Raw genomic sequence first — 20,839 nt, forward strand, 5'->3', positions numbered from 1 at the left:
CCCCCACCAACCCACCACCCCCCTCGACCTCCTCGGCTGAGCAGGGGCGTAGCCGGCCGCCCGGGAGACCGATTCCGCGGCCGGTCACCATCGGCCCACGCCCGGTTCGCCCGTCGAGATCCGCTGTACGCTGCGCGGCATGGGATCTGGGCGGGTACGGGTTCGATTCGCGCCATCTCCCACCGGCATCTTCCATGTGGGTGGGGCGCGGTCGGCGCTGTTCAACTGGCTGGTCGCGCGGCGCGCCGGCGGCGACTTCGTGCTGCGCGTCGAGGACACCGACGCGTCCCGCAACCGGCCGGAGTGGACCGACGGCATCATCAGCGCGCTGGACTGGCTCGGCATCAGCCCCGGCGGGTACGAGGGTCCGGTGCTGCAGTCGTCGCGCGCCGACCGGCACCGGGCCGCGGCCGAACGGCTGCACGCCGAGGGTCTCGCCTACTACTGCGACTGCACCCGCGAGGCCCTGGCGGAACGCACCGGCAACGCGCAGCGCGGCTACGACGGATTCTGCCGGGACCGCGGGCTCGCCCCGGGTCCCGGCCGGGCGCTGCGCTTTCGCACGCCGGACGACGGCGTGACGATCGTCGAGGACCTCATCCGCGGCACGCCGGAGTTCCCGAACGAGACCATCGAGGACTTCGTGGTCGCGCGGGCCGACGGGTCGGCGGTGTTCCTGCTCGCCAACGTCGTTGACGACCTGGAGATGGGGATCACCCACGTCATCCGGGGTGAGGAACACCTGTCGAACACCCCTAAGCAGCAGCTGCTCTGGGCAGCGCTCGGCGCGGACGCGCCGCCGGTGTGGGCGCACGTCCCGGTGATCGTCAACGAGAAGCGCCAGAAGCTGTCGAAGNGGCGCGACAAGGTGGCGCTCGAGTCCTACCGGGACGAGGGATACCTGCCCGCCGCCATGAAGAACTACCTGATGCTGCTCGGTTGGGCCCCGCCCGGCGAGGACGAGATCGTGCCCTGGGAAACGATCGAGTCCACCTTCGACCTTGCCGACGTGAAGCCATCGCCGGCGTTCTTCGACGAGAAGAAGCTCAAGGCGTTCAACGGTGAGTACATCCGGCGGCTGAGCGTCGCGGAGTTCATCGAGGCGGTCCGGCCCTGGCTCTCGGCGCCGGCCGCGCCGTGGGAGCCGGCCGCGTTCGACGCGGACGCGTTCGCAGCCCTCGCCCCCTTGGCGCAGAGCCGGGTCTCCGTGCTGTCGGAGATCGTGCCGATGGTCGACTTCCTCTTCCTGCCGGAGGCACCGATCGACGACGCGGCCTGGGCCAAGGCGATGAAGGGGCCGGCGGCGGAACTGCTCGCCGACGTCCACGACCTCTACGACAAGATCGAGTGGGAAGCCGAGACGTTGAAGGCCGGACTCACCGAGGTGGGCGAGCGGCACGGTCTCAAGCTCGGCAAGGCGCAGGCACCGGTGCGGGTCGCCGTGACCGGGCGGAGCGTGGGACTGCCCCTGTTCGAGTCGCTGGAGGCGCTCGGCCGGGAGACCACCCTGCGGCGGCTTGCCGAAGCGCGGGAACGGCTCACCGGCGGCTGACCTCACGCCGGTCCACGACAGCCTCGCGCGCACGCCGGTCCACAACGGCTTCGCGCGGCGGGCAGGGCTGAGCCCGGGTCGCGGCTGGGACGGGCCGCGACCCGGGCTGGGGAGACCCACCAGAAGCCGGGGTTACCTCTGGTGGATGAGGCTGCTTCAGTTCGCCAGCCGGGCGACAAGGACCAGCACACCCCGCTGGGCCTAAGAGATCCTTAAAACGAGCTCAAGACAAGCTGTGATCTTGCCGTCACGAGATGCCTCTCGATAGTGATCATTCCGCGATGTCGGGATATTGCCGCCAAGCGGGAGTCCACCGAACTTAGGGCTCACCGTGACCCTGGGTGGCTGATCCTCGGGGCGTGCGCTGGCGCGGGCTCAGCCCGGACCAGTCGTCCGCCCAGGCCGCCAGCGGTTCCAGCACTCCCTGCAGGCGACGGCCGTGCGCGGTCAGCCGGTACTCGCCGACCTCGTCCACCTCGACGAGGCCGGCCTCGCGCAGCTCCCGCAGGCGTTGGGTCACCTGGGCCTGCGGCGCGTCGAGCCGCGCCACGAGCGCGCGGAACGGCAGGGCCGTCCCGCGCAGGTTCCAGTAGACGGCGAGGGCGAAACGCCGACCCAACAGGTCCACAAGACCGGCGAGGGCGGACGGTGCGCCGTCCGAAGTCTCGGGATGACCGGAGGCGTGCGGTCGTCCCGGCCCGTTCGGCCTCGCCTGCCTCATCGGCATGTCCCGCCGGGACCGCTCATCGGTGGTCTCCGGGGTCTCCGGGGTCTCCGGCGCGAGGGTGCCTCGATCAGCGGGCACCGACCGAACCGACGCCGTTGGATCCGACACCGTTGGATCCGACACCGTTGGAGCTGTGCGAGCCGAGGGGAGCGAACAGCCTGGTCGCGGACTGCCCGGCATGGGCACCAAGCAGGTCCCGGGCNTTCTGGTAGACGGTGGCCGCCTGCGCGGAGACGAGTCCCGCCACGCTCTGGACCTCCGGGCGCTCCTGGAGGTCACGGACCTGCCGCATGATGGCGTCGTAGTGCTCCCGGCCGGCCCGGGCGCCGAGGACGTATCCGAGACCGAGGGCCAGGATGACGCTGGGCCTGATACGCATGTTGCCTCCCAGGAGACCGAGGGACGTGCAGGCGGATGGCCGCCGGCCGCTTGACGTTGTGCCGTCGGGTTGATTCCTACCCCACGTCCAAGACCGCCCGAACCTCAGGTAGGCTGACGACGTCAGATGCACGGCACCCGATCCCGCGTAGCTCAATTGGCAGAGCAGCCGGCTGTTAACCGGCAGGTTATAGGTTCGAGTCCTATCGCGGGAGCATGTTTGCCCAGGTCAGGGCCTATCTTAGCAAGATCTTAAAGATCTTGAAATAAAGATCACCCCAACTTTACCCCCATGATTCTTTTCCTGTCTGGGTCTGTCTGTATGACGTCATCCGTTTGATCACCAGACCCCCTCCGGGTGGCCACCTGTTCCTGTCGGGATGGCCTGGAGGGGTCGTATGGAAGCGCAGGTCGCGCGGTGCGCGGGCCTGGATGTGCACAAGGACGAGATCGTCGCCTGCGTGCGGATGGCCGAGGCGCCGGGTGGGCCGGTCCAGGTGCAGCTGCACACCTTCGGGGCGACGACCGTGGAGTTGCTGGCGCTGCGGGACTGGCTGACCGGTCTGGGGGTGACCCGGGTCGGGATGGAGTCGACGCCTGATTACCGGCGTGTACTGGCGACCGGTCTTCCACATTCTCGAGGACGCGGTCGCCGAGTGCTGGCTGCTCAACGCCCGGCACATGCACAACGTCCCCGGCCGCAAGACGGACGCGGCCGACGCCGCGTGGATCGCCGAACTCGTCGAGTACGGGCTGGTCCGCCCGTCGTTCGTGCCGCCGCAACCGATCCGCCAGCTGCGGGATCTGACCCGCTACCGCAAGGCGCAGATCGAGGAGCGGACCCGCGAGGTCCAGCGCCTGGACAAGGTTCTGCAGGACGCGGGGATCAAGCTGTCGTCGGTGTCCTCGTCGATCCTGACGGTGTCCGGCCGGGCGATCCTCGAGGCGATGATCGCCGGTACCACCAACCCGGAGGTACTCTCCGAGCTCGCCGGCGGCCGGCTGCGCGCCAAGATCCCGGCGTTGCGGGAGGCGCTGAACGGGTTCTTCACCGGCCACCACGGTCTGATCATCGGGGAGATCCTCGCGAAGCTGGACTATCTCGATGAGGCGATCGACCGGCTCTCGACCGAGATCGACCGGGTGATCGCCCCTTTCGAGGCGAAGGTCGACCTGCTGGACACGATCCCCGGGGTTGACCGCCGCATGGCCGAATGCCTGCTCGCCGAGATCGGCCCGGACATGTCGGTCTTCCCGACCGCCGGCCACCTGGCCTCCTGGGCCGGGCGCTGCCCCGGCCAGCACGAGTCCGCCGGCAGGTCCAAGGGCGGCAAGACCCNCAAGGGCTCGAAGTAGCTACGCCTCAACCTGCACGAGGCCGCCCGCGCCGCCTCCCGGACCCGGGGCACCTACCTGTCCGCCCAGTACAAACGGGTCAAGGCCAACCGGGGCGCGTCCAAGGCCAGGGTCGCCGTCGAGCACTCGATCCTCGTCGCCGCCTTCCACATGCTCGACCGAGACGAGCCCTACCACGNCCTCGGCGCCGACTACTNCNCCCGNCGCCGCGNCCCCAACCGCCACGCCCAACGCCTGATCAGCCAGCTCGACGCCCTCGGCTACGACGCGGTCATCACCAGACGAACCGACCAGCCCACCGACACCAAGGCCGCGTGACCCGAGGCAGCGGACCACCACNCCNCCCGNCCCAGCCCCGCCACGGCGCTGAGGCGGCATGCCCCATGTGGGTACGTCCCGATCAACGGTCACCCTGTTTTCCCTTTAGAGGCCCTGCTAGAACTAGCGGGCAGGGGTGCTAGACCCAGTAGCCGCTGGCAGGTGCACGCGGGCCACGGTGTCCCACCGGTAGGCGCGTTCCTCACGGCGCAGTTCGACCAGTGCCACGGTTCTGACCGCGACCCGGACGGATGGAAGCTCCCGGAGGTCTCTGACGGCCGCGATGATCGAATGGGCGTCGGTCGGGCTGTTGCAGTAGGCGATTCCGATGTGGGGTCNGAACCCGTGCGGCTTGGTCACGACCGCGGCGGGCCCGAGTACGGCCGTGGTCGCTTCGACGATCTTGCCCTGGATGGTGACCACCGGTGCCCAGGGCAGGACGCTGAAGCGGACGGCTCCGGAGGACCCAGCCAGCGGCCCCACAGCCAAGGAGAACGGCTCGACCTCGGTCAGCCGTACACACGTCTGCTCCACGGCTCTGTCGACGTCAGCCCGGCCGATCTGATCGGTGAACGCAAGACGTTGGAGCGTCAGATGCAGCCCGTCAGGCGGCACCGGGTCGAGGGCGGGCAGGCGTAGCCGCCGCTGGCACCGGTCGGCAAGGACGTGCAGCTCGGTTGCATCCTCGAAGGTCAGCATCCAGTGGTAGGAGCGGCGGCCGGGTGTCCAGCCCGGCCGGTCCCAGTGGTTTTCGAGCCGGTCGAGACCGGCGAAGCGGTGCCAGTCGTCCGCGACCGGGTCCGCGGTGCGTGCCGTGGTCACCGGTGTGCGCCGGTGGGGAGGGCGAGCGCGCGGGAAGCCTCCGCGAGTTCGGTGACCGGGCCGATCTGCTGCCACGGCTTGGCGCGGGTGACCAGCTCATGGCTACGACGTCGGACGGACTCGATCGGGTTGCCGGCCGTGGCGGTCAGAGCCTCGATGCCCAGGACGGCAGCCTGCTCCGGATCGGGGGAGTGGGACAGCAGCAGCGCGGTCGCGAGGTCGAGGCGGACGAGGCAACGGCTCCACATCGACGGGGATCGGTCTGCGACCTGAGCGGCCATGTCCGCATACTCCCGCGCCTGACCGGGCTCGCCCAGTGAGACATAGGCGGTCGCGGCGTTCGCGGCGATACGGGCGATGCTGTACGGCGCGAAGGAGATGCAGGGCGACATCCCGTCGGGCACCGGATGCTGTTCGGCGAGGTCGAACGCCTCGCCCACGGATCGGCCCACCCCGGCGCGGTCACCGAGCCGACCGAGGGCGCGTGCCTCCCCGTTCACAGCGAGGCGGATCACCTGGGCCGACCGGCCACCGACACGGCGACCCTCCCGGGCGAACTCCAGGGCAGCTCTGTAGTCCCCGGCGTAGTACTCACACAGGCTCTGCGTGCCGCCTATCCATGCCGTGAGGTCGTGGTGACCGACCAGCTCAGCGGTGTGGAGAGCCTCCAGACAGTAGGCGCGCGCGAGTCCGAACCGGCCGGTGTTCACCGCCATGTAGCCGAGTATTCCGGAGAGGCGACCGGCGATTTCGTAGAGCCGTTCACGCTGCCGGGGCGGCTGTCGTCCTTCCAGGAGGTTCTGAACCCGGCGGCGTTGCCTGAGTACCCGTGGTGCGAGTTTTTCCGGGCCGGCCCACTCGTACTCGTCCGCCATGGTCAGGAGCAGAACGTCGAAGTGGGCGAGAACGGCCGTGCTGACGTTGGATGCACCGAGCGTCTCGATCCGCTGCCCGATCTCCTCGACGGAATCCGATTCCTCGGGAAGGGCGGTCTGTTCCACGATGTTCGTCCGTGAGGCCTCCGGAGACTGGACGGCGCCGCGCGGTGCCAGCCCCATCAACATGCGGGCACGGTCGGGCAGGTCGAGCCCATCGGCGACGCGCTCGAACAACTCGAACTCGGCGGCGATTCGCTTGCCGTTGATGTACTTGCTGATATCTGACTGGGCCAGGCCGACGCGCATCCCGATCCCTGGCTGACTCGCCCCGGCGTACCGCTGTACCAGCCGGAAGAGGGAACCGATGTCCCTCATCTGCAGGCTCTCGGCGACCTGGGTCCGATCCCAGAATTCCGCCGGTATGACGAACGCGGACGGATCATGACGCACGTCGACTCACCCCGCCATCTGCCGCCATCTGTAGCTGATCGTAGTCGATGAGAGCCGGTCCAGGGCCGGAAAACGAGTGCTCGGCGCCATGCCTCGAAGCACTGCTCTTCGGGGACTGCGGCATGCCGCCGGGAACTGTCCTGCCGATCCCGTCCGGGTCATGATTACGGACATCGACACGACCTCCCCGATTTACCCACCGGACCATACGCCCGACCGGGGAGGCTCGCGAATCGATACCGGAATCAACGGAGAGCCCGAAAGGACAGTGAGCCATGCTCGCCACGAAACCCGAATACCCCGCAGCTTTCTCGGTGGAAATGAGCGAACCGTTNACGCCCACCTGGAACCGTCTCCCGGGCATCACGGTGAACGGGACCACGGTCACGGTCGAGCCGGACCGGTACTTCGTCCGTCGCAGTACCGCGCCGGTCTGGATGCTCGTCGACTGGGACCTGGTGACCGAGCGCCTGCTGTCGGAGGACGAGACCGAGGAGGCCGCTGTCGAACAGCAGACCTTGGAGTTCGTCCGTGCCTACGGTCAGCGGACGTCCGAGCCGGCGGACGTGCTGCGCACCGCCGACCGGGTCTACCACCACCTGTTCTCCGCCGAGCGGCTGGACGACCCCGACCTGTCCGACGTCACCGACGACGACCTGCGCATCCTGCGGGAGTCCGCGACGCTCGCGGCGCTGAACCGGGTCGAGCTGTCCGGGGAGATCGCCGACATCGGCCCGGCCTGGTTCTTCCCGGCCACCGCCCGCGTCGTCTACGACCTGGACGCGGACGGAGCCGAGCGGGTCGACGACCTGTACCACGGCGGCTTCTTCAACGAGTACCGCCGGGTGGAGGCGGTCAAGGCGCACGCTGCGCTCGGTTTCAGCCTCGCCCGTCCACATTACGATCTTGATCGATGCAGGATCAAGAGAGCCGTCACAGGCGCGGCCACAAGTGGACCACCGAGATCATAAAAGATTCACCTGCCGGTGGGTCGACAGCAACTCCTCGGGTTGCCACGCTGTGCAGCAGAGCCGACACGACGGTGCTGTGGGGGTGACCGGTGCGACTGGCGTCGTTCAACGTGGAAAACCTGTTCGAACGGATCCGGGCGATGGACCTGCCCACCTGGGACGAAGGCCAACCGGTCCTGGCCGCATTCGACCGATTCATCACCCTCGCCCAGCACGAGGTCTATACCGTTCAGAACAAGACCGACATGCTCGCCGACCTGGAAACGATGGAGATCCTGACCCGCACCAGCGAGGGTCGGCTGCAGCTCAACCGGGATCCACAGCCGCGGTGGGCCCGGCTTCGTGAGAACCGCGGGAACTTCCTCACCCAACCCCCCGGTAAGGACGCTGTGATCGACGCGACCGGGCGGCAGGATTGGATCGGCTGGGTCGAACTGGTCACCGGCCCCGTCGACGAGACCGCGATCCGCTCCACTGCCCAGGTCATCACGGACATCAACGCCGACGTTCTCGCCGTGATCGAAGCCGAAAACCGTCCGGCGCTGGTCCGGTTCAACACCAGTCTGCTCGCCGGCCTGTACGCCCACGTGATGCTCGTCGACGGCAACGACCCCCGCGGCATCGACGTCGGCCTGCTGGCCAAACCCGGCCACACGATCGGCTCGATCGTCAGCCACGTCGACGNCCCCGNCCCGGCCCGCCCCGACCGGCCGCTGTTCAGCCGCGACTGCCCCGCCTACGAACTGCACNCCCCCGCCGGCAACACCATCTGGGTACTGCCGAACCATTTGAAAAGCCAGTCCTGGACCTCCGGAAACCCCGACCCGCTACGCCGCCGGCAGGCCCACCGGGTGGCGGAGATCTACACCGCGCTCCGCGACGCCGGCGCCCGGTACATCGCCGTCGTCGGTGACCTCAACAAGCCACCCCCGCCCGCGTTCCCCAGCCTCGAACCCCTCCTCGGCCCCGACAGTCCACTCGTCGACGCCGCCAGCCGGGCCGGATTCGACACCGGCCCCCGACCCGGTACCTTCCAGTCCTGCACCGCCCGTAACCGACTCGACTACATCCTGCTCTCCCCCGACCTCGCCGACCGGATGACCGGCGGGCAGATCGTCCGCACCGGCCTGTGGGGCGACCCCGACAACAAACACCCATCCGCCCAGTGGGTGATCCACCCCAAGATCACCCGAGCCGACCAGGCCGCCTCCGATCACGCCGCCCTTTACGTCGACCTCGATATCNAAAAACNCCGCGGCATCTAGAACACCAGGCGACNCTCTGTTGTGCCGCTGAGCGGACGCCTGCCCCGCCGCTCGATTTGACCCCGCCCCCGAACCATCCGAGGAATCGCCAGCAGAGGTGGGCGATGTCGTGGATGCGTTCGCCCGGTGCGGCGAGGTCCCAGTCGTCGCCGTGGTCGAACGGAACCACGAACCCGGCGCAGCCGTACTCTCGACCGATCCGGCGAGCGGCCCGGGTCGGCGACCGCGGCCGGGTCCGCTCCCACCCGCGGCCTCGACGACTGCCAGGTCCGCGACTACCGGGCCCGGTACGCGCACATCACCTTGTCCAGGCTCGCCTACCGATAGTCGCCCTACAGCACAGTTTATCACTCCAGCCAGCCGCTAGAGATCGCTGTCCGTACGACACGTCGGTGGATGCCACTCGTATCTTCCGAATACTCTTCCGAATACTAGACTTAAGTTATGAAAATAGCCCATAACGCCCCACTGTGAGATAGCCAACACCGTAGAGACTTCAACGGAGGTTGACGGTCACCGGAAGCGCTGGTCAGCCCGCTGCGGGCACAGATTACTTGCTATTAAGCAGCAGCATAATTTTTCTTCTCAACAACCAATGGCCCCTCCTTCCTCGTAGACCTCGCCAGTTGGTTGTGGTTAGACTGACGACCGAGCGATTCCAGGAGACGTTACAAGAACAGTAAGTCGCGGCTTCGCCTACTTGACGGCACGGATGCGACGCATGGCGACACGGGGGGTGCGACAACGTAGCGCTGGAGTGCGCAACGGCCGCTACTGTAACTACAGTAAGCGCGCCCAGGCCGCGCGCATGCCTGGAGAATCACGGCCGGCCCGGCCCTGTCGAATTCATCCACAGCTGATNATGATGATAATCAGAAAAACGATCATTGACGCGGGCATGCACGCCGTTCCACGGAATATCGACGGGCATCGCTGGCATATTTCTAATACCAAAAGGTCGTTGACAGCTCCTACCAGTGATCCGGCCGCATCGCCATGCGGACATTCCCTGCTGGAAAAGGAAGTAGATGACTGCGCAAACCGCACGACGGGTGCTTTTGACGGGGGCGTCGGGCGTGCTCGGTCAAGAGCTCCTGAGCCAGTTGAAAAGAGTTCCTGACATCGAGCCGGTGTGCCTGGTGCACCGCACCGTCCTGGCCGACCAGACGATTACCACCGTGCGCGGTGACATCGCTCGTCCACAACTCGGCCTGGATGGATCGGAGTACCGATCCCTGGTCGACAGCGTGGATGCGGTGGTGAATTCAGCCGCCGTGGTCGCATTCAACGGTACCGAGAGGACATTAAGGTCGATCAACGTCGAGGGAACTTCGCGGATAGCGCAGCTGGCCGCGGCGGCAGACGCACCCCTCTACCATGTGAGCACCGCCTACATTGGCGCCCGCAGCGACGGCGCCGGCGAGTCCGGTGCTCGCTACGCCAGCAGCAAGCGCGAGGCCGAGGACGTAGTGCGCGGCGCGGGGGTCCCCTATGCCATCCTCCGGCCCTCGATCATCGTCGGCCACTCCGATACCGGTGCCATAGCCAGCTTCCAAGGCTTCTACCAGATGGTGGCCAGATTCCTGCACGATAAACTACCGATAATACCCTTCTCCCCGGACTCTCGGATCGATCTGGTGCCCGTTGATTATGTAGCCGAGGCAGTTGTTGCCGCTGTACGTAAGGAGGCGCTNGGCAGCGAACTCTGGCTCGCTAATGGGCCGGCGGCACTGACCCTCACCGACGTCGTTGACATGGCGCTCGATATTGGCCGTGATTTTGGCTATCCGGCCAAGCCCCCGATGCTGATATCCGGTACTGTCCTGGATGAATCCGCCATCACGGATCCGGCACTATACGCGGGGATAATGAAGGCAGTAGCCTATTTCTCTGCATACGTCCGCTCAAGCCTGATACTGCCGACATCGGCTGATGAGCTCGCCGCCCTCGGCGTCCGGCCGCTCCCCGACGCCAGGACGGTCGCGGATCGGAGCATGCGCTACTGGGCGGCCCGCGACGCTCGGTCGAACCAGGGCACGACAAAGATCGACCGAGCGGCCGTTGCTGGGAGCAGCCGGCCGTGACCCGTAGCAGCAGCACAGGGGTCGCACAGACGCGATCCGTCGCGGAGCCCACTTTGGACGTGCTGACCCGGCACGCTCACAACCCATCTGCATACCTGGCGCTGAACGAAGGAAATCTGACGTTCGAGGTGGATGGAATCGACGGCGTCGTCATCTACCGGCCAAGCGGGAGGTTCCTGATCCAGTTCGGCGGAGTCTTCGCGCCGCCGGACCAGCAGGCTGAGCTGCTGACTGAGTTCGTCCGTTGGGCCAGGCAGAACCGCCGTCGGGTGATTAGCGTCCAGCTGATGCCCGAAGATACTGACATCTACCTGCGTGCCGGTTTTGGCGTGAACCAGCTCGGCGCCTCCTACGCCCGTTCACTGGACGGGTTCAGCATGTCGGGGAAACATTTCGTGAAGATCCGGAATAAGATCTCTCGAGCTAATCGGGACGGCGTCCGGGTACGCGAGGTGGCGGCGGTCCGTGAGCGGACGCCGCAGCTGATGGAGGCACTGAACGAGGTGGACTGGGTATGGTTGAAGGCAAAAGGTTTTGGCGTCGCCGAGATCGACTTTATGATCGGCCAACGGGGCGGTTGGGCCGAGCGCAGGCGCCGGTTGTTCGTTGCCGAGCACGCCGGCCGGCTGGTGGGCTACCAGGTATTCTCGCCGGTCTTCGGGCGGCACTCCGGTTGGCTGCATGACCTGAGCCGGCGGATACCGGACGCTCCCACCGGAGTCAGCGAGCTGATCCTGTCCACGGCCGTACGGCAGTTCGTCGGGGAGAAGACGCCGTACCTGCACTTTGGTCTCACTCCCTTCACTTCGCTCGATCCGAAACATCGACTTCCTGGACACAGCCCCTTCGTGGACCGTTTCGTGCGCTGGCTCGGCACTCGCGCCGAGTGGATCTACCCCGCCCAGTCCCAGGTGGCATACAAGCTGAAGTGGCAACCAGACCTGATCCAGCCGGAGTATGTCGCGTTCCAGGACGGCGTCTCGCTCTCCGCCGTCTGGCGGTTGATGCGGGTGACGAAGGCCGTCTCGCTGCGCCGGGGCAGGAAGAGCGTCACACGTCGCCCAGCGAGTCCCCATGAGTGATAAAATTCTTTCTCGCGATGCCGGAAATAAAGATCAAGTCCTTCGCTCCGCCCCGAACGCGGTCCCGAACGGGAGCGGGACGGCGGAGTCGGGGGTGACCGGGTCCGGTCGGGTCCCAGGCCGGCGGCTCCCGCGTTACGAAGCGCGGCCCGTGCTTGTCGCCTGCGTTGTGTTCGCCATCCTCGGAACGCTACGTATTGCCGGCGCGTTCGACGAGTGGCTCAAGGTGTTCTCTATCGTGCTCACCCCGTTCGCGCTGTTCGTCGTGCCGCGGCGAATGTGGTCGGATGTCGGCGTGCAGGCCATATCCTCGCCACGGCAGTTGGCCCGCGGGATCGGGGTGGTGACCGCCGGCTACCTGCTGACCCTCGTCGCCTGCCTGACGCTGCTCGGGCGGGGTGAGGACAACTGGGCGGCCCTGCTGCCCGGCCTCTTCCGCGAGATGTTCCCGGGCTCTCCGGCGCTCGCCTATATCTCCTTGTTCCTCTGTATGGGTTTGCTCGTCCCGATCGCTGAGGAGGTCTTCTACCGAGGCGTGCTGCTGCACGCCGCCTCCCGGCGCATGGGGCTCTGGAGGTCCGTCGTCACGGTCAGTGCCGGCTGGGCACTCGTGCACCTCGGCGATTACGGACTCAATCCTTTCAACCCGCTGGTCCTGGCCGGGATGATCCCCTCGGTCTTCGTGATGGGCCTCGCCCTGGGTTATTGCCGGATGGTGACGGGATCGGTGGTCGGTACGACCATCGCGCAGGGTGTGGCCAACGTTCTGTTCACCATCTGGGCAATCTCGCTCTAACGTGATCGGAGAAGGCGAGATGGCTGCCAGCCAGGACGCGGTCGAGACGAACTCCACCGCGGTTCGCCACGACGTATTCAAGGTGACCGCCGCGACCTGTGGCGCGCTGTTCGTGGACAGCCTGCTCTACAGCATCGTGGTACCTGTCCTGCCGAACTACGCGGACCAGTTCGATGTGGGGTCGGCCGGGGTGAGCCTGCTGTACGCCGCGTACGCGGTCGCCCTGCTGGCGGGGACTCCCCTGATGGGCCGGGTCGGCGACCGGTTCGGGCATGAACGGCCATTCCAGGTCGGTGCCGCCGGTCTGCTGATCTCGACGGTCGGTTTCGCGCTGGCTCGTAGTTATCCCGAACTTCTGGCTGCCCGCACGCTCCAGGGAGTCGCCGCGGCGGCGCTGTGGACGAACGGAATCGCTCTGCTCGCCCAGCGGGTGCGGCCCCCCAGGGCCGGCGGCGCGATGGGAGCGGCGATGTCCAGTATGTCCGTCGGTATGGTCGCTGGCCCAGTGATCGGCGGGCTGCTGGCCGAACGCTTCGGCGACGCGGCGCCGTTCGTGGTGTGCACGGTGCTCACCGCGGTACTCGCCGCCGTCCTGCCGTGGCTGGTCCGCGGCGCCGCGCAGCCGGTACGTGAGCAGCAGCCATCCGGCTGGCGTTCGCTCCTGCCGACCCTGCTCGCTGTCGCCTTCGGAGCGGCGACGCTGAGCATGCTGGAACCGCTGCTCCCGCTGCACCTGGCCGACCGGTTCGGCAGCGGCCCGGCCACGCTGGGTCTGATCTTCGGGGCGGCGACGCTGGCGCACGGGCTCGCCGGGGTGCCGGTCGGCCTGCTTGGGGACCGGCGGCCGGATCTGCCGTTGATCCCGGGCGGGTTGCTGGGGATGAGCGCCGTCCTGCCGCTGCTCCCCAGGTTCGACGTTGGCTGGACGACGGTGCTGCTGGTGACGTTCGCCGTTTGCTTCTCCTTTGTCCTCATCCCTGCGCTGGGGATTCTCACCGCAGCGGCGGAACGGCGGGGGGNCGGGCATGGGGCCATCTTCGCGATGTTCAACATCGCCTATGCCGTGGGGATGATGAGCGGCCCTCTGCTCGGCGCGCTGGGTACCGGCTTCAGCAGCGTCACCACCGCGCTTACCGGCATGGCGGCGGTTCTCGTCCTGGGCGCCGTCCTGATCCTGACCGCGGCGCAGCGCCGCTCCGTCACCTGACGTCCGAGCCAGGATGCCCGGCTGCGGTCGGGCATCCACCTCACCGAAAAGACATCCCGTCCTTCTGCTCGCGATCCACTGGGAGTTGCTATGAGCCGAGCCGGTCTGGCGCTGCGCGCCGCCCGTCTCCTACTCACCCGCGCCGTTGCCGACACCACACCTGATTACGACATCGCCAGCAGCACCTATGACGAGGCGTTCACCGCCCTCATGGGCCCGAACTCGACGGCGATGCTGGACCTGGTGGGGATCGCCCCGGGGATGGACGTCATCGAGCTGGCATGCGGCACGGGTCACCTGTCCGAACAGATTCGGATCCGGCAGCAGGGCCTCGGTTCGCTGCGGGTGATCGAGAAGTCCCCGGGGATGCTGGCCGTCGCGAAGGCCAAGATGGAGACGCTCGGCCAAGCCTCCAAGGATGTCAGCTGGCAGCAGGGCGACATGCTGGAGTTCCTCAAGGCCCAGGCGACCAACAGCGCCGACGCGATCGTCTGCGGTTGGGCGATCTGCTATAGCAAGCCCTCCCAATTGTTCCGCGAGGCGCGGCGGGTGCTCCGCCCNGGAGGNCGGATCGGCATCATCGAGTCCCGCGCGGACGCATTGGCCTCGCTGCGCAAGGCTTTCGAAGACGTCGTCGCGGACGAGCCGACTCTGCTCACCGCGATGGTGCGGGTGGCCCTGCCGAAGGACGCCGAGACGGTGGCCAGGTGGATGCGCAAGGGCGAACTGCGGGTAATCAACCAGTATGAGGGTGAACAGCGCTGGCCGGTGGCCACCGCCGAGGAAGCCGTAGAGTGGGTGGAACGGTCCGGCGCCNGCGCCGGCTTCCGGGACTCGTTCGACATGTCCCGCGAAGACGACGTCAGAGGCAAACTGACAGAGGCGCTACGCAAGCAGGCCAGCCGGCCGGGGGGCCTCACACTCCTCCATCCGTTCGTCGTGGTCGTCGCCGAGACCACACCGGAGCCGGCAGCTCCCGTCCAGCCGGGCGTCACCAAGGCGAATGGGATCCAGTGAACTCTGGGACTGGCNGGATCGGATCGGAGNCGACGCCTTCCCCNTCCNCCCNTCCGGTGCTGGGACGGATCGCCCGGGCCGTGGTCAGACACCCCGTGGTCGTCATCGTCCTCTGGCTCGTCGCTATCGGGGCCTGCGCGCCGTTCGCGCTCAAGCTCTCCGAGGTACAGTCCCGGCAGGGCAGCTCGAAGATCGTGCCCGGCTCGGTCGGCGACGCCGTAGCGCAACGGCTCGTACAGGCATTCCCGCATCACTCCGAGCGGGAAACCCTCATCGTGCTCAGTGCGCCCGATGTGACCGCCGCGAGTTCGCGGCGGCTGATGGGCATGCTGGACGCCTCGCTACAGCCACTCGTCCACGATGGCTCAGTCATGAGCACGACGTCGCCGTACACGCTGCACCGCGACGCTCTCCTGGCCGCGATGCGCCACGTGCTCGCGCCGGCGGGTACGCCGCCACCGAGCACCGAGGAGGCCATGGGCCGCCTGGCCCAGGCGCGGGCCACGGGTCAGGTGCCCGCGGCGCTGGTTCCACTCCTGCAACGGGCCGCACGTACCGACCAGGCGGAATGGCCGAAGCTGGCCGGCACGCTGGCCGAGGAGACGGACTGGGCGGACTTCCCCGTGCCGGTGGACGCCGCCAGCCTGATCTCCGATGACCACAGGGCGTCACTCGTTACCGTCGCCTACTCGAGGCATGGACCTGACCCGGACCTGACAGCGCTGCGCCGCACTGTGGCCGCGGACATAGCCCGGCTGGGCCCGGCCTCCCCGGTGCACGCCGCCGTCACCGGCGAACTGGCACTGATCAAGGACACGTACGACAAGGCCGAGGCCGACAACGCGAAGATGGAGTACGCGGCTTACATCATCATCATCATCGTTCTGCTGCTGTTCTTCCGTGCCGTCGTTCCGGCAGTCCTCACCCTGACGATGATCGGGCTCGCCATGACGATCAGCCAGGCATGGCTGTACGCCGTCGGCAGCCAGGTGGAACTAACCCAGTTCACCACGACAATCATGACCTTCGTCATGCTCGGTGCTGGCGTCGACTACAGCATGTTGCTGTCCTCCAGATATCGGCAGGAACGCCTGGCTGGCCGCGACCCGAAAGAAGCCGTCGTCAACGCCACCATCCACGCCGGTGAAAGCATTGCCCTCGCGGGAAGCACCGTCATCCTCGCGTTCGCCGCAACCCTGCTCTCACCGGTCGACTGGATCCCGCCGCTCGGCTATGGGGGGCTCGCGGGCATCCCGGTGATGCTGCTGGCCGCACTGACGATCACACCGGCGCTGCTGGTTCTGCTGGGCGACAAATTCTTCCTGCTCGGTGTCCGGCCGCTCACGGATATGGAGTCCAAGGGCTGGCTGACCAACCTGCTGCGACGGCTGGCCGTGCTGCCGCGACGGGCACCCGTCGCCGTCGTCGCGGTGTTCGTGCTGGCGACGATCCCCATCATTGTCCTCCTGGGATCCCACCGGCTGACCTCCGACCCGGTCGCGCTGAGCCCGGACACAGACGCCCGCCGCGGCTACAACCTTATCGCCGAACACTGGCAACCCGGCCTGCTGCAGCCGACGACCGTCGTCGGTGACATCGGCGACAACGGTCACCGAGGCGACACTCTCACCCTTGCCGGCTGGCAGCGACTGGACAGCCTAAGCGACGCGATCGCCCGCACTCCCGGCGTGGTCTCCGTTTCGAGCCTGTCCCGCCCCACGGGCACGAAGCTGTCCTGGGAGGACACGTCGGCGCTACCACAAAACGTCCGACAGGACTTTCTGGCCCCGGACGGCGCCCTGCGGCTGTCCATCGTGCTGGCTGGGGACCCACTGTCGGAGCAGGCGAGGTCGACGATCCGGACGCTGACCACGCTGGTCGCCGACAGTACCATCGACAACGCTCAGGTCGGTGGTGCCACCGTCATCGACCAAGAATACGATGCGGCGCTGACATCGTCCTTCTGGAAGATGATCGCCTTTGTGTGCGCCGGCGTCATAGTGCTGCTGACCTTCGCATTACGATCCATCCTGGTCCCGATCCGGCTGATCCTGACGATCGCGCTCAGCAACATTTGGGCACTCGGCGCCACGCTCGCGGTCTTCGCCGGCTGGCTCGATGAACCCGTCATCAACGACCTACCAATCTTCCTGGTGATCCTCATGATGGGTCTCGGCATGGACTACGAAATCTTTTTGATAACCCGGATCCGAGAAATAACCCGGCAGGGAAGCAGTGACGCCGACGCGGTGACGACAGCTATCGTGGACACCGGCCGGGTAATCACCGCTGCCGGCCTGGTTATGGCGGGNANACTGGGGACGATGATGCTCTCGTCAACGTTGATGCTGCGCGAGTATGGCTTCGGCCTCAGCGTCGCGGTGCTGCTCGACGCCACGCTGATCAGGCTCGTCCTGGCGCCCGCCACACTCCTGATAGCCGGGAAGTACAACTGGTGGCTGCCCTCCCTACGGCGCCGCGCCGCCGCCCCGGACGGGCCGGCGTGAGGTAGACGGCGCCATTCCATAACCATTCCGTATCCCGCGTGACACCGCCGTATCCCGCATGACACTAAGATTTACCGGCCAGGCCAGGACACGCCCGACACGGCATACCGGAGTTGACACTTCCTTGCAGGATGCGCCATTATTGAAGAAATTTCAACAAGAGTGCGTTGACCCTTTCCGGCTGCTCTTCATGCGGTAGGTGGCCGGCATTTTCTATGGAGACGAAGCGGGCGTTTGGAAGCCTTGCCTCAAGATTCTGGCCAAATTTTATTGGTATGTAACGATCATCCTTGCCCCAGATCACAAGAGTCTCGTTGTGTACCTTTTCGAGATGCCGGTCGACTTCGCTCCAGTTCAAATTACGTTGCAGGATGTACTGAGCTTTGAGGTTGCGAGAATAAGTGATAGGAATATATATCTGGCGAATCTCCGCGTCAGATACGGCCGATGGGTTGCTGAAGAGATTTTCGTGTATATCCTTCCTGACGTTGCCAAAAGAAAAGAAGTGTACGAGCAACTCGCCTACCAGCGGATACGACAGGTACTTCCAGGAGCTCCCGTCGTGAGCCGCGATCTCCGCCGTCCCCGTAGCATCAATGAGCACTATCCTGCCGACCTCATCAGGGTAAACCTCGGCAAAATAAAGCGCCCAACCGCCACCCCATGAACTCCCAATAAAATCAGCCTGGACAATTCCTTGCTTTGCCAAAAAATCTTTCAGGAGCGTCGCGAATCCGGCCAAGGTGAGCGTAGCAGGATCCTGGTAGGTGGTGAAACCATGCCCGGGCATATCCAGGGCATACACAGTATGCTCCCGGGCAAGTTCATCGATGTTCTTCCGGAAAGAATACAGCCAGGTGCCACCGCCATGCAGGAGAATGACAGGTCTACCAGCGCCTTGCTTCAGATAGTGGAGCCGTGTATCACCTATGTCCATGTATCGAGTTGTNCGTTCCTTCAGAAACGAGGGCGTCTCCTTGAGATTCCGCCCAGGCTCGACGCCGTAGGCAAAAAAGCTAACAGCTAGGAAGCCTAGCAAGAACAGGCTAATAATAGAAAGCATATATATCCTGGCTACAGCACAACTCATTCTTGGACTCCAACTAAAGTGCTAAGCCTGCTAGCTTGAAAAGTCCTGATTCCACACCAAGAAATCTATCCTTAATCTTCTTGCAGAATAGAACACCCTCGCCCACCGTAACACGGTCGGGAACATACTCTTCAGCTCCACCAAGCCCTATAGTGCCAAGGCGCGAGGAATCTCCCGGAAAAATGCCTGAACCGCCTCGGCGTGTCCGGCGGTGAGGCGTCCTCGGTTCTGTAGGATCGGCTTGCTGGATGGTGATCATCCAGCCTTGGCGGCTGGCCGGCAGACGAGGATGTAGCCGGGATGGTTACCATCCCCGTCCCGTGCCACCGCCCTACCCACCGGTCGGTATGGGACGGGGACGGCGCGTCAGGAACTCCAGGAGGGAGAACTGCCGTGGCGTCAGCTCGACCGGTGACTCACCCCGCCAGGCCCGGTGCGACGCGGGTCGAGCCGGAGGTCGCCAGCCGCCAGGACGACCGGGCGTTCCCCACCACCACGGCGCAGCAGCGCCCGCAGTCGCGCCACCAGACTCCGGTCGTCGTCCGCCNCCAGGATGCGCATGTGCGGAACAGGGCCACCCTGCCGCTGAGCGCCAGCCGAATCCCTGCTGAATCTTCGCTCTGAAGGACGGGGCCCTGCGCGCTACGTTTCCCGGTCACGGGCCTCGAGTCGGTCCGCGGGAAGAAGAGCACGAGGAGGATCATGCGGCACGAACACCGGACCCCGGTCGACGTTCTTGCGCTACTGATACGGGACGGCCGCCTGCTCCTGACGAAACGCGCGGGAGGCATCTACGGAAGCGGCTGCTGGGCGCTGCCCAGCGGACGGATCGAGCCCGCCGAGGACGTCGTGACCGCGGTGATCCGGGAGCTCGACGAGGAGCTCGGTATCGGGGTCGAACCCGAGGATGTCGCTTTCGCGGGTATCACGCATGCCCTTCCGCCGGACAGCGACGCTCGTATCGGTTTCGGCTTCCTGGTGTCGCGGTGGAGCGGCGAGCCCACCAATCGGGAGCCAGCCACCTGCTCCGCCCTCGCCTGGCACCCACCGGACGATCTGCCGGCCGACACCCTGGCGTACAGCAGGGAGATCATCCGTCTGCATCTGCGGGCGGAACCGTTCTCCCGGTTCGGCTGGCCGCCGAGTCGGGGAGCGGGCGCACGATCGCGGCAGGCTTTCTCGGCTATCCGGTCCCGCGACCGGTCCACGGGTCCCCCGCCAGACCGAGCTGGCTGATCCAGGTCTGGTAACAGCGGCGGTCGGCGAGCCGGGTCCAGTCGCCGCCCCACCGCTCCATGGCCGTACGGACACCGCACCCGCAGAATGCGCATGGCGGCGACGTGGATGCAACATGCAACAAAACCTTCACGGTTGTCGACCGATAGCAATGGAGATGCTACTTTCAGTTCACACCTTGAGCGTGAGGGGAGAGGGTGACGATCATCGCCATCGCGCCGCATCGAACGCCCGTACGTACCGCCGTCGCGATGATCAGCATCCTCGCTCTCACCACCGTCCTGATCGGCGTCGGCCTGGCCGGATCCGCCGTGGCCGGCGCCTGCCCGACGGCCGGGTCCAGCGACGTGGGGAAGACGGGGAAGATCAGGAAAACCGAGAAAACCTGTCCCGATGGGGACGATGCGCCGCCGTTCGGCTTTCTCGATCTCGCCGACGCATCCCCCGCCGGCATCCGCGTCGCCGGCTGGACCATCGACCCGGGGGACCTCNCCCNCCCCCTGGCCGTAACGATCATTCTGGACGACGTCGCCACCGCCAGTGTCGTCGCCGACCGCTCCCGTCCCGACGTCGCCCGGGCCCACCCGGGCGCCGGCCCCGACCACGGCTTCGACACCACCGTGGCCGCCGCACCCGGCACCCACACCGTCTGCACCGCCGCGGTGAACATCGGCCCGCTCGGCTCCTTCCACCGGCGGAGCCTCGGCTGCGCCACCGCGACCGTGGACGCGCCCGCCGTCGACCACACGCCCCTCGGCTACCTCGACCTCGCGACGCCCAACCCGTGGATCACCGCCGGCTGGAGCAGCGTCCGCGTCGCCGGCTGGACCTACGNCCCCGACGNCCCCGCCGACCCCCTCATCGTCACGGTCACTCTCGACGCCACCACCGCCACCACCGCCACCGCGGACACCTCCCGACCGGACGTCGCCCGCTTCTACCCCGACGCCGGCCCCGACCACGGCTTCGAGACCACCGTCATCACGAGCGCCGTCCCGCACACGGTGTGCGCCTACGCCACGAACGCCGGGCCCGACGGCCCCATCCGGCATCAGCTCGGCTGCGCCACCGTCTCCTGGCTCCCCTGACCGCTGCTGGCCCCT

Annotated in this window: 14 protein-coding genes, 1 tRNA gene and 2 pseudogenes; 12 read left to right on the forward strand and 5 right to left on the reverse strand. The window is 66.5% G+C overall.

Annotated features, from left to right (window positions below):
• The first annotated feature begins 139 nt into the window (after positions 1-139).
• A complete protein-coding gene (gene gltX / locus ALLO2_RS20650) occupies positions 140-1,552 on the forward strand; it encodes a glutamate--tRNA ligase (RefSeq protein ID WP_035734272.1) in 1,413 nt (470 codons plus the stop codon).
• Between the two features lie 319 nt (positions 1,553-1,871).
• On the opposite strand, the gene ALLO2_RS20655 is transcribed toward gltX, so the two are convergent.
• On the reverse strand, positions 1,872-2,357 hold the full coding sequence (locus tag ALLO2_RS20655; RefSeq protein WP_035734274.1) for a helix-turn-helix domain-containing protein: 486 nt from the start codon (positions 2,355-2,357) through the stop codon (positions 1,872-1,874).
• Between the two features lie 442 nt (positions 2,358-2,799).
• Here ALLO2_RS20655 and ALLO2_RS20665 point away from each other — a divergent pair.
• Positions 2,800-2,872, forward strand: a tRNA-Asn gene (locus ALLO2_RS20665).
• A 183-nt stretch (positions 2,873-3,055) separates the two neighbouring features.
• A pseudogene (locus tag ALLO2_RS28425) lies at positions 3,056-4,331 on the forward strand (IS110 family transposase).
• A 123-nt stretch (positions 4,332-4,454) separates the two neighbouring features.
• Here ALLO2_RS28425 and ALLO2_RS20675 read toward each other — a convergent pair.
• Together ALLO2_RS20675 and ALLO2_RS20680 are read right to left on the reverse strand one after the other, a co-directional pair.
• Positions 4,455-5,153 (reverse strand): 2'-5' RNA ligase family protein, encoded by a 699-nt coding sequence (locus ALLO2_RS20675; protein WP_035734278.1) that lies wholly within the window; start codon positions 5,151-5,153, stop codon positions 4,455-4,457.
• The gene (locus ALLO2_RS20680; RefSeq protein ID WP_011437611.1) at positions 5,150-6,481 is read right to left on the reverse strand and encodes a hypothetical protein; all 1,332 of its coding nucleotides are present in this window, start codon (positions 6,479-6,481) and stop codon (positions 5,150-5,152) included. The genes ALLO2_RS20675 and ALLO2_RS20680 overlap by 4 nt, the downstream gene beginning before the upstream one ends.
• A 320-nt stretch (positions 6,482-6,801) precedes the next feature.
• Here ALLO2_RS20680 and ALLO2_RS20685 point away from each other — a divergent pair, with 320 nt between their 5' ends.
• The 8 genes from ALLO2_RS20685 (at position 6,802) to ALLO2_RS20720 (ending at position 17,410) form a co-directional block, all read left to right on the forward strand.
• Complete coding sequence (locus ALLO2_RS20685) at positions 6,802-7,452, forward strand: hypothetical protein (protein ID WP_232235232.1); 651 nt, start codon at positions 6,802-6,804, stop codon at positions 7,450-7,452.
• Between the two features lie 89 nt (positions 7,453-7,541).
• Positions 7,542-8,717 (forward strand): endonuclease/exonuclease/phosphatase family protein, encoded by a 1,176-nt coding sequence (locus ALLO2_RS20690; RefSeq protein WP_035734281.1) that lies wholly within the window; start codon positions 7,542-7,544, stop codon positions 8,715-8,717.
• Between the two features lie 1,028 nt (positions 8,718-9,745).
• Positions 9,746-10,801, forward strand: coding sequence for an SDR family oxidoreductase (locus tag ALLO2_RS20695; protein WP_011437614.1), 1,056 nt, complete (start codon positions 9,746-9,748; stop codon positions 10,799-10,801).
• Positions 10,802-10,860: 59 nt separating this feature from the next.
• Entirely contained in the window at positions 10,861-11,883 is a 1,023-nt protein-coding gene (locus ALLO2_RS20700) for a bifunctional lysylphosphatidylglycerol flippase/synthetase MprF (RefSeq protein WP_049760957.1), read from the forward strand.
• A gap of 94 nt (positions 11,884-11,977) precedes the next feature.
• On the forward strand, positions 11,978-12,679 hold the full coding sequence (locus ALLO2_RS20705; RefSeq protein WP_063579684.1) for a CPBP family intramembrane glutamic endopeptidase: 702 nt from the start codon (positions 11,978-11,980) through the stop codon (positions 12,677-12,679).
• Between the two features lie 19 nt (positions 12,680-12,698).
• Positions 12,699-13,886 carry an MFS transporter gene (locus ALLO2_RS20710; RefSeq protein WP_152569771.1) on the forward strand — a complete coding sequence of 396 codons (1,188 nt, stop codon included), beginning with the start codon at positions 12,699-12,701 and terminating at the stop codon, positions 13,884-13,886.
• Positions 13,887-13,976: 90 nt separating this feature from the next.
• Positions 13,977-14,903 (forward strand): class I SAM-dependent methyltransferase, encoded by a 927-nt coding sequence (locus tag ALLO2_RS20715; RefSeq protein ID WP_051875481.1) that lies wholly within the window; start codon positions 13,977-13,979, stop codon positions 14,901-14,903.
• 80 nt (positions 14,904-14,983) lie between these two features.
• Positions 14,984-17,410 carry an MMPL family transporter gene (locus ALLO2_RS20720; RefSeq protein WP_232235233.1) on the forward strand — a complete coding sequence of 809 codons (2,427 nt, stop codon included), beginning with the start codon at positions 14,984-14,986 and terminating at the stop codon, positions 17,408-17,410.
• A 139-nt stretch (positions 17,411-17,549) separates the two neighbouring features.
• On the opposite strand, the gene ALLO2_RS25020 is transcribed toward ALLO2_RS20720, so the two are convergent.
• Together ALLO2_RS25020 and ALLO2_RS28430 are read right to left on the reverse strand one after the other, a co-directional pair.
• Positions 17,550-18,473, reverse strand: a complete 924-nt coding sequence (locus ALLO2_RS25020; RefSeq protein WP_023841938.1) for an alpha/beta fold hydrolase — start codon at positions 18,471-18,473, stop codon at positions 17,550-17,552.
• 382 nt (positions 18,474-18,855) lie between these two features.
• Positions 18,856-19,028 (reverse strand): annotated as a pseudogene (locus ALLO2_RS28430) (response regulator transcription factor); the annotation flags it as partial.
• A gap of 174 nt (positions 19,029-19,202) precedes the next feature.
• On the opposite strand from ALLO2_RS28430, the gene ALLO2_RS20725 reads away from it, so the two are divergent.
• Positions 19,203-19,736 carry an NUDIX domain-containing protein gene (locus ALLO2_RS20725; protein WP_011437622.1) on the forward strand — a complete coding sequence of 178 codons (534 nt, stop codon included), beginning with the start codon at positions 19,203-19,205 and terminating at the stop codon, positions 19,734-19,736.
• Positions 19,737-20,839: the final 1,103 nt, after the last annotated feature.

It is taken from the genome of Frankia sp. Allo2 (assembly GCF_000733325.1).
GTDB lineage: Bacteria > Actinomycetota > Actinomycetes > Frankiales > Frankiaceae > Frankia > Frankia casuarinae.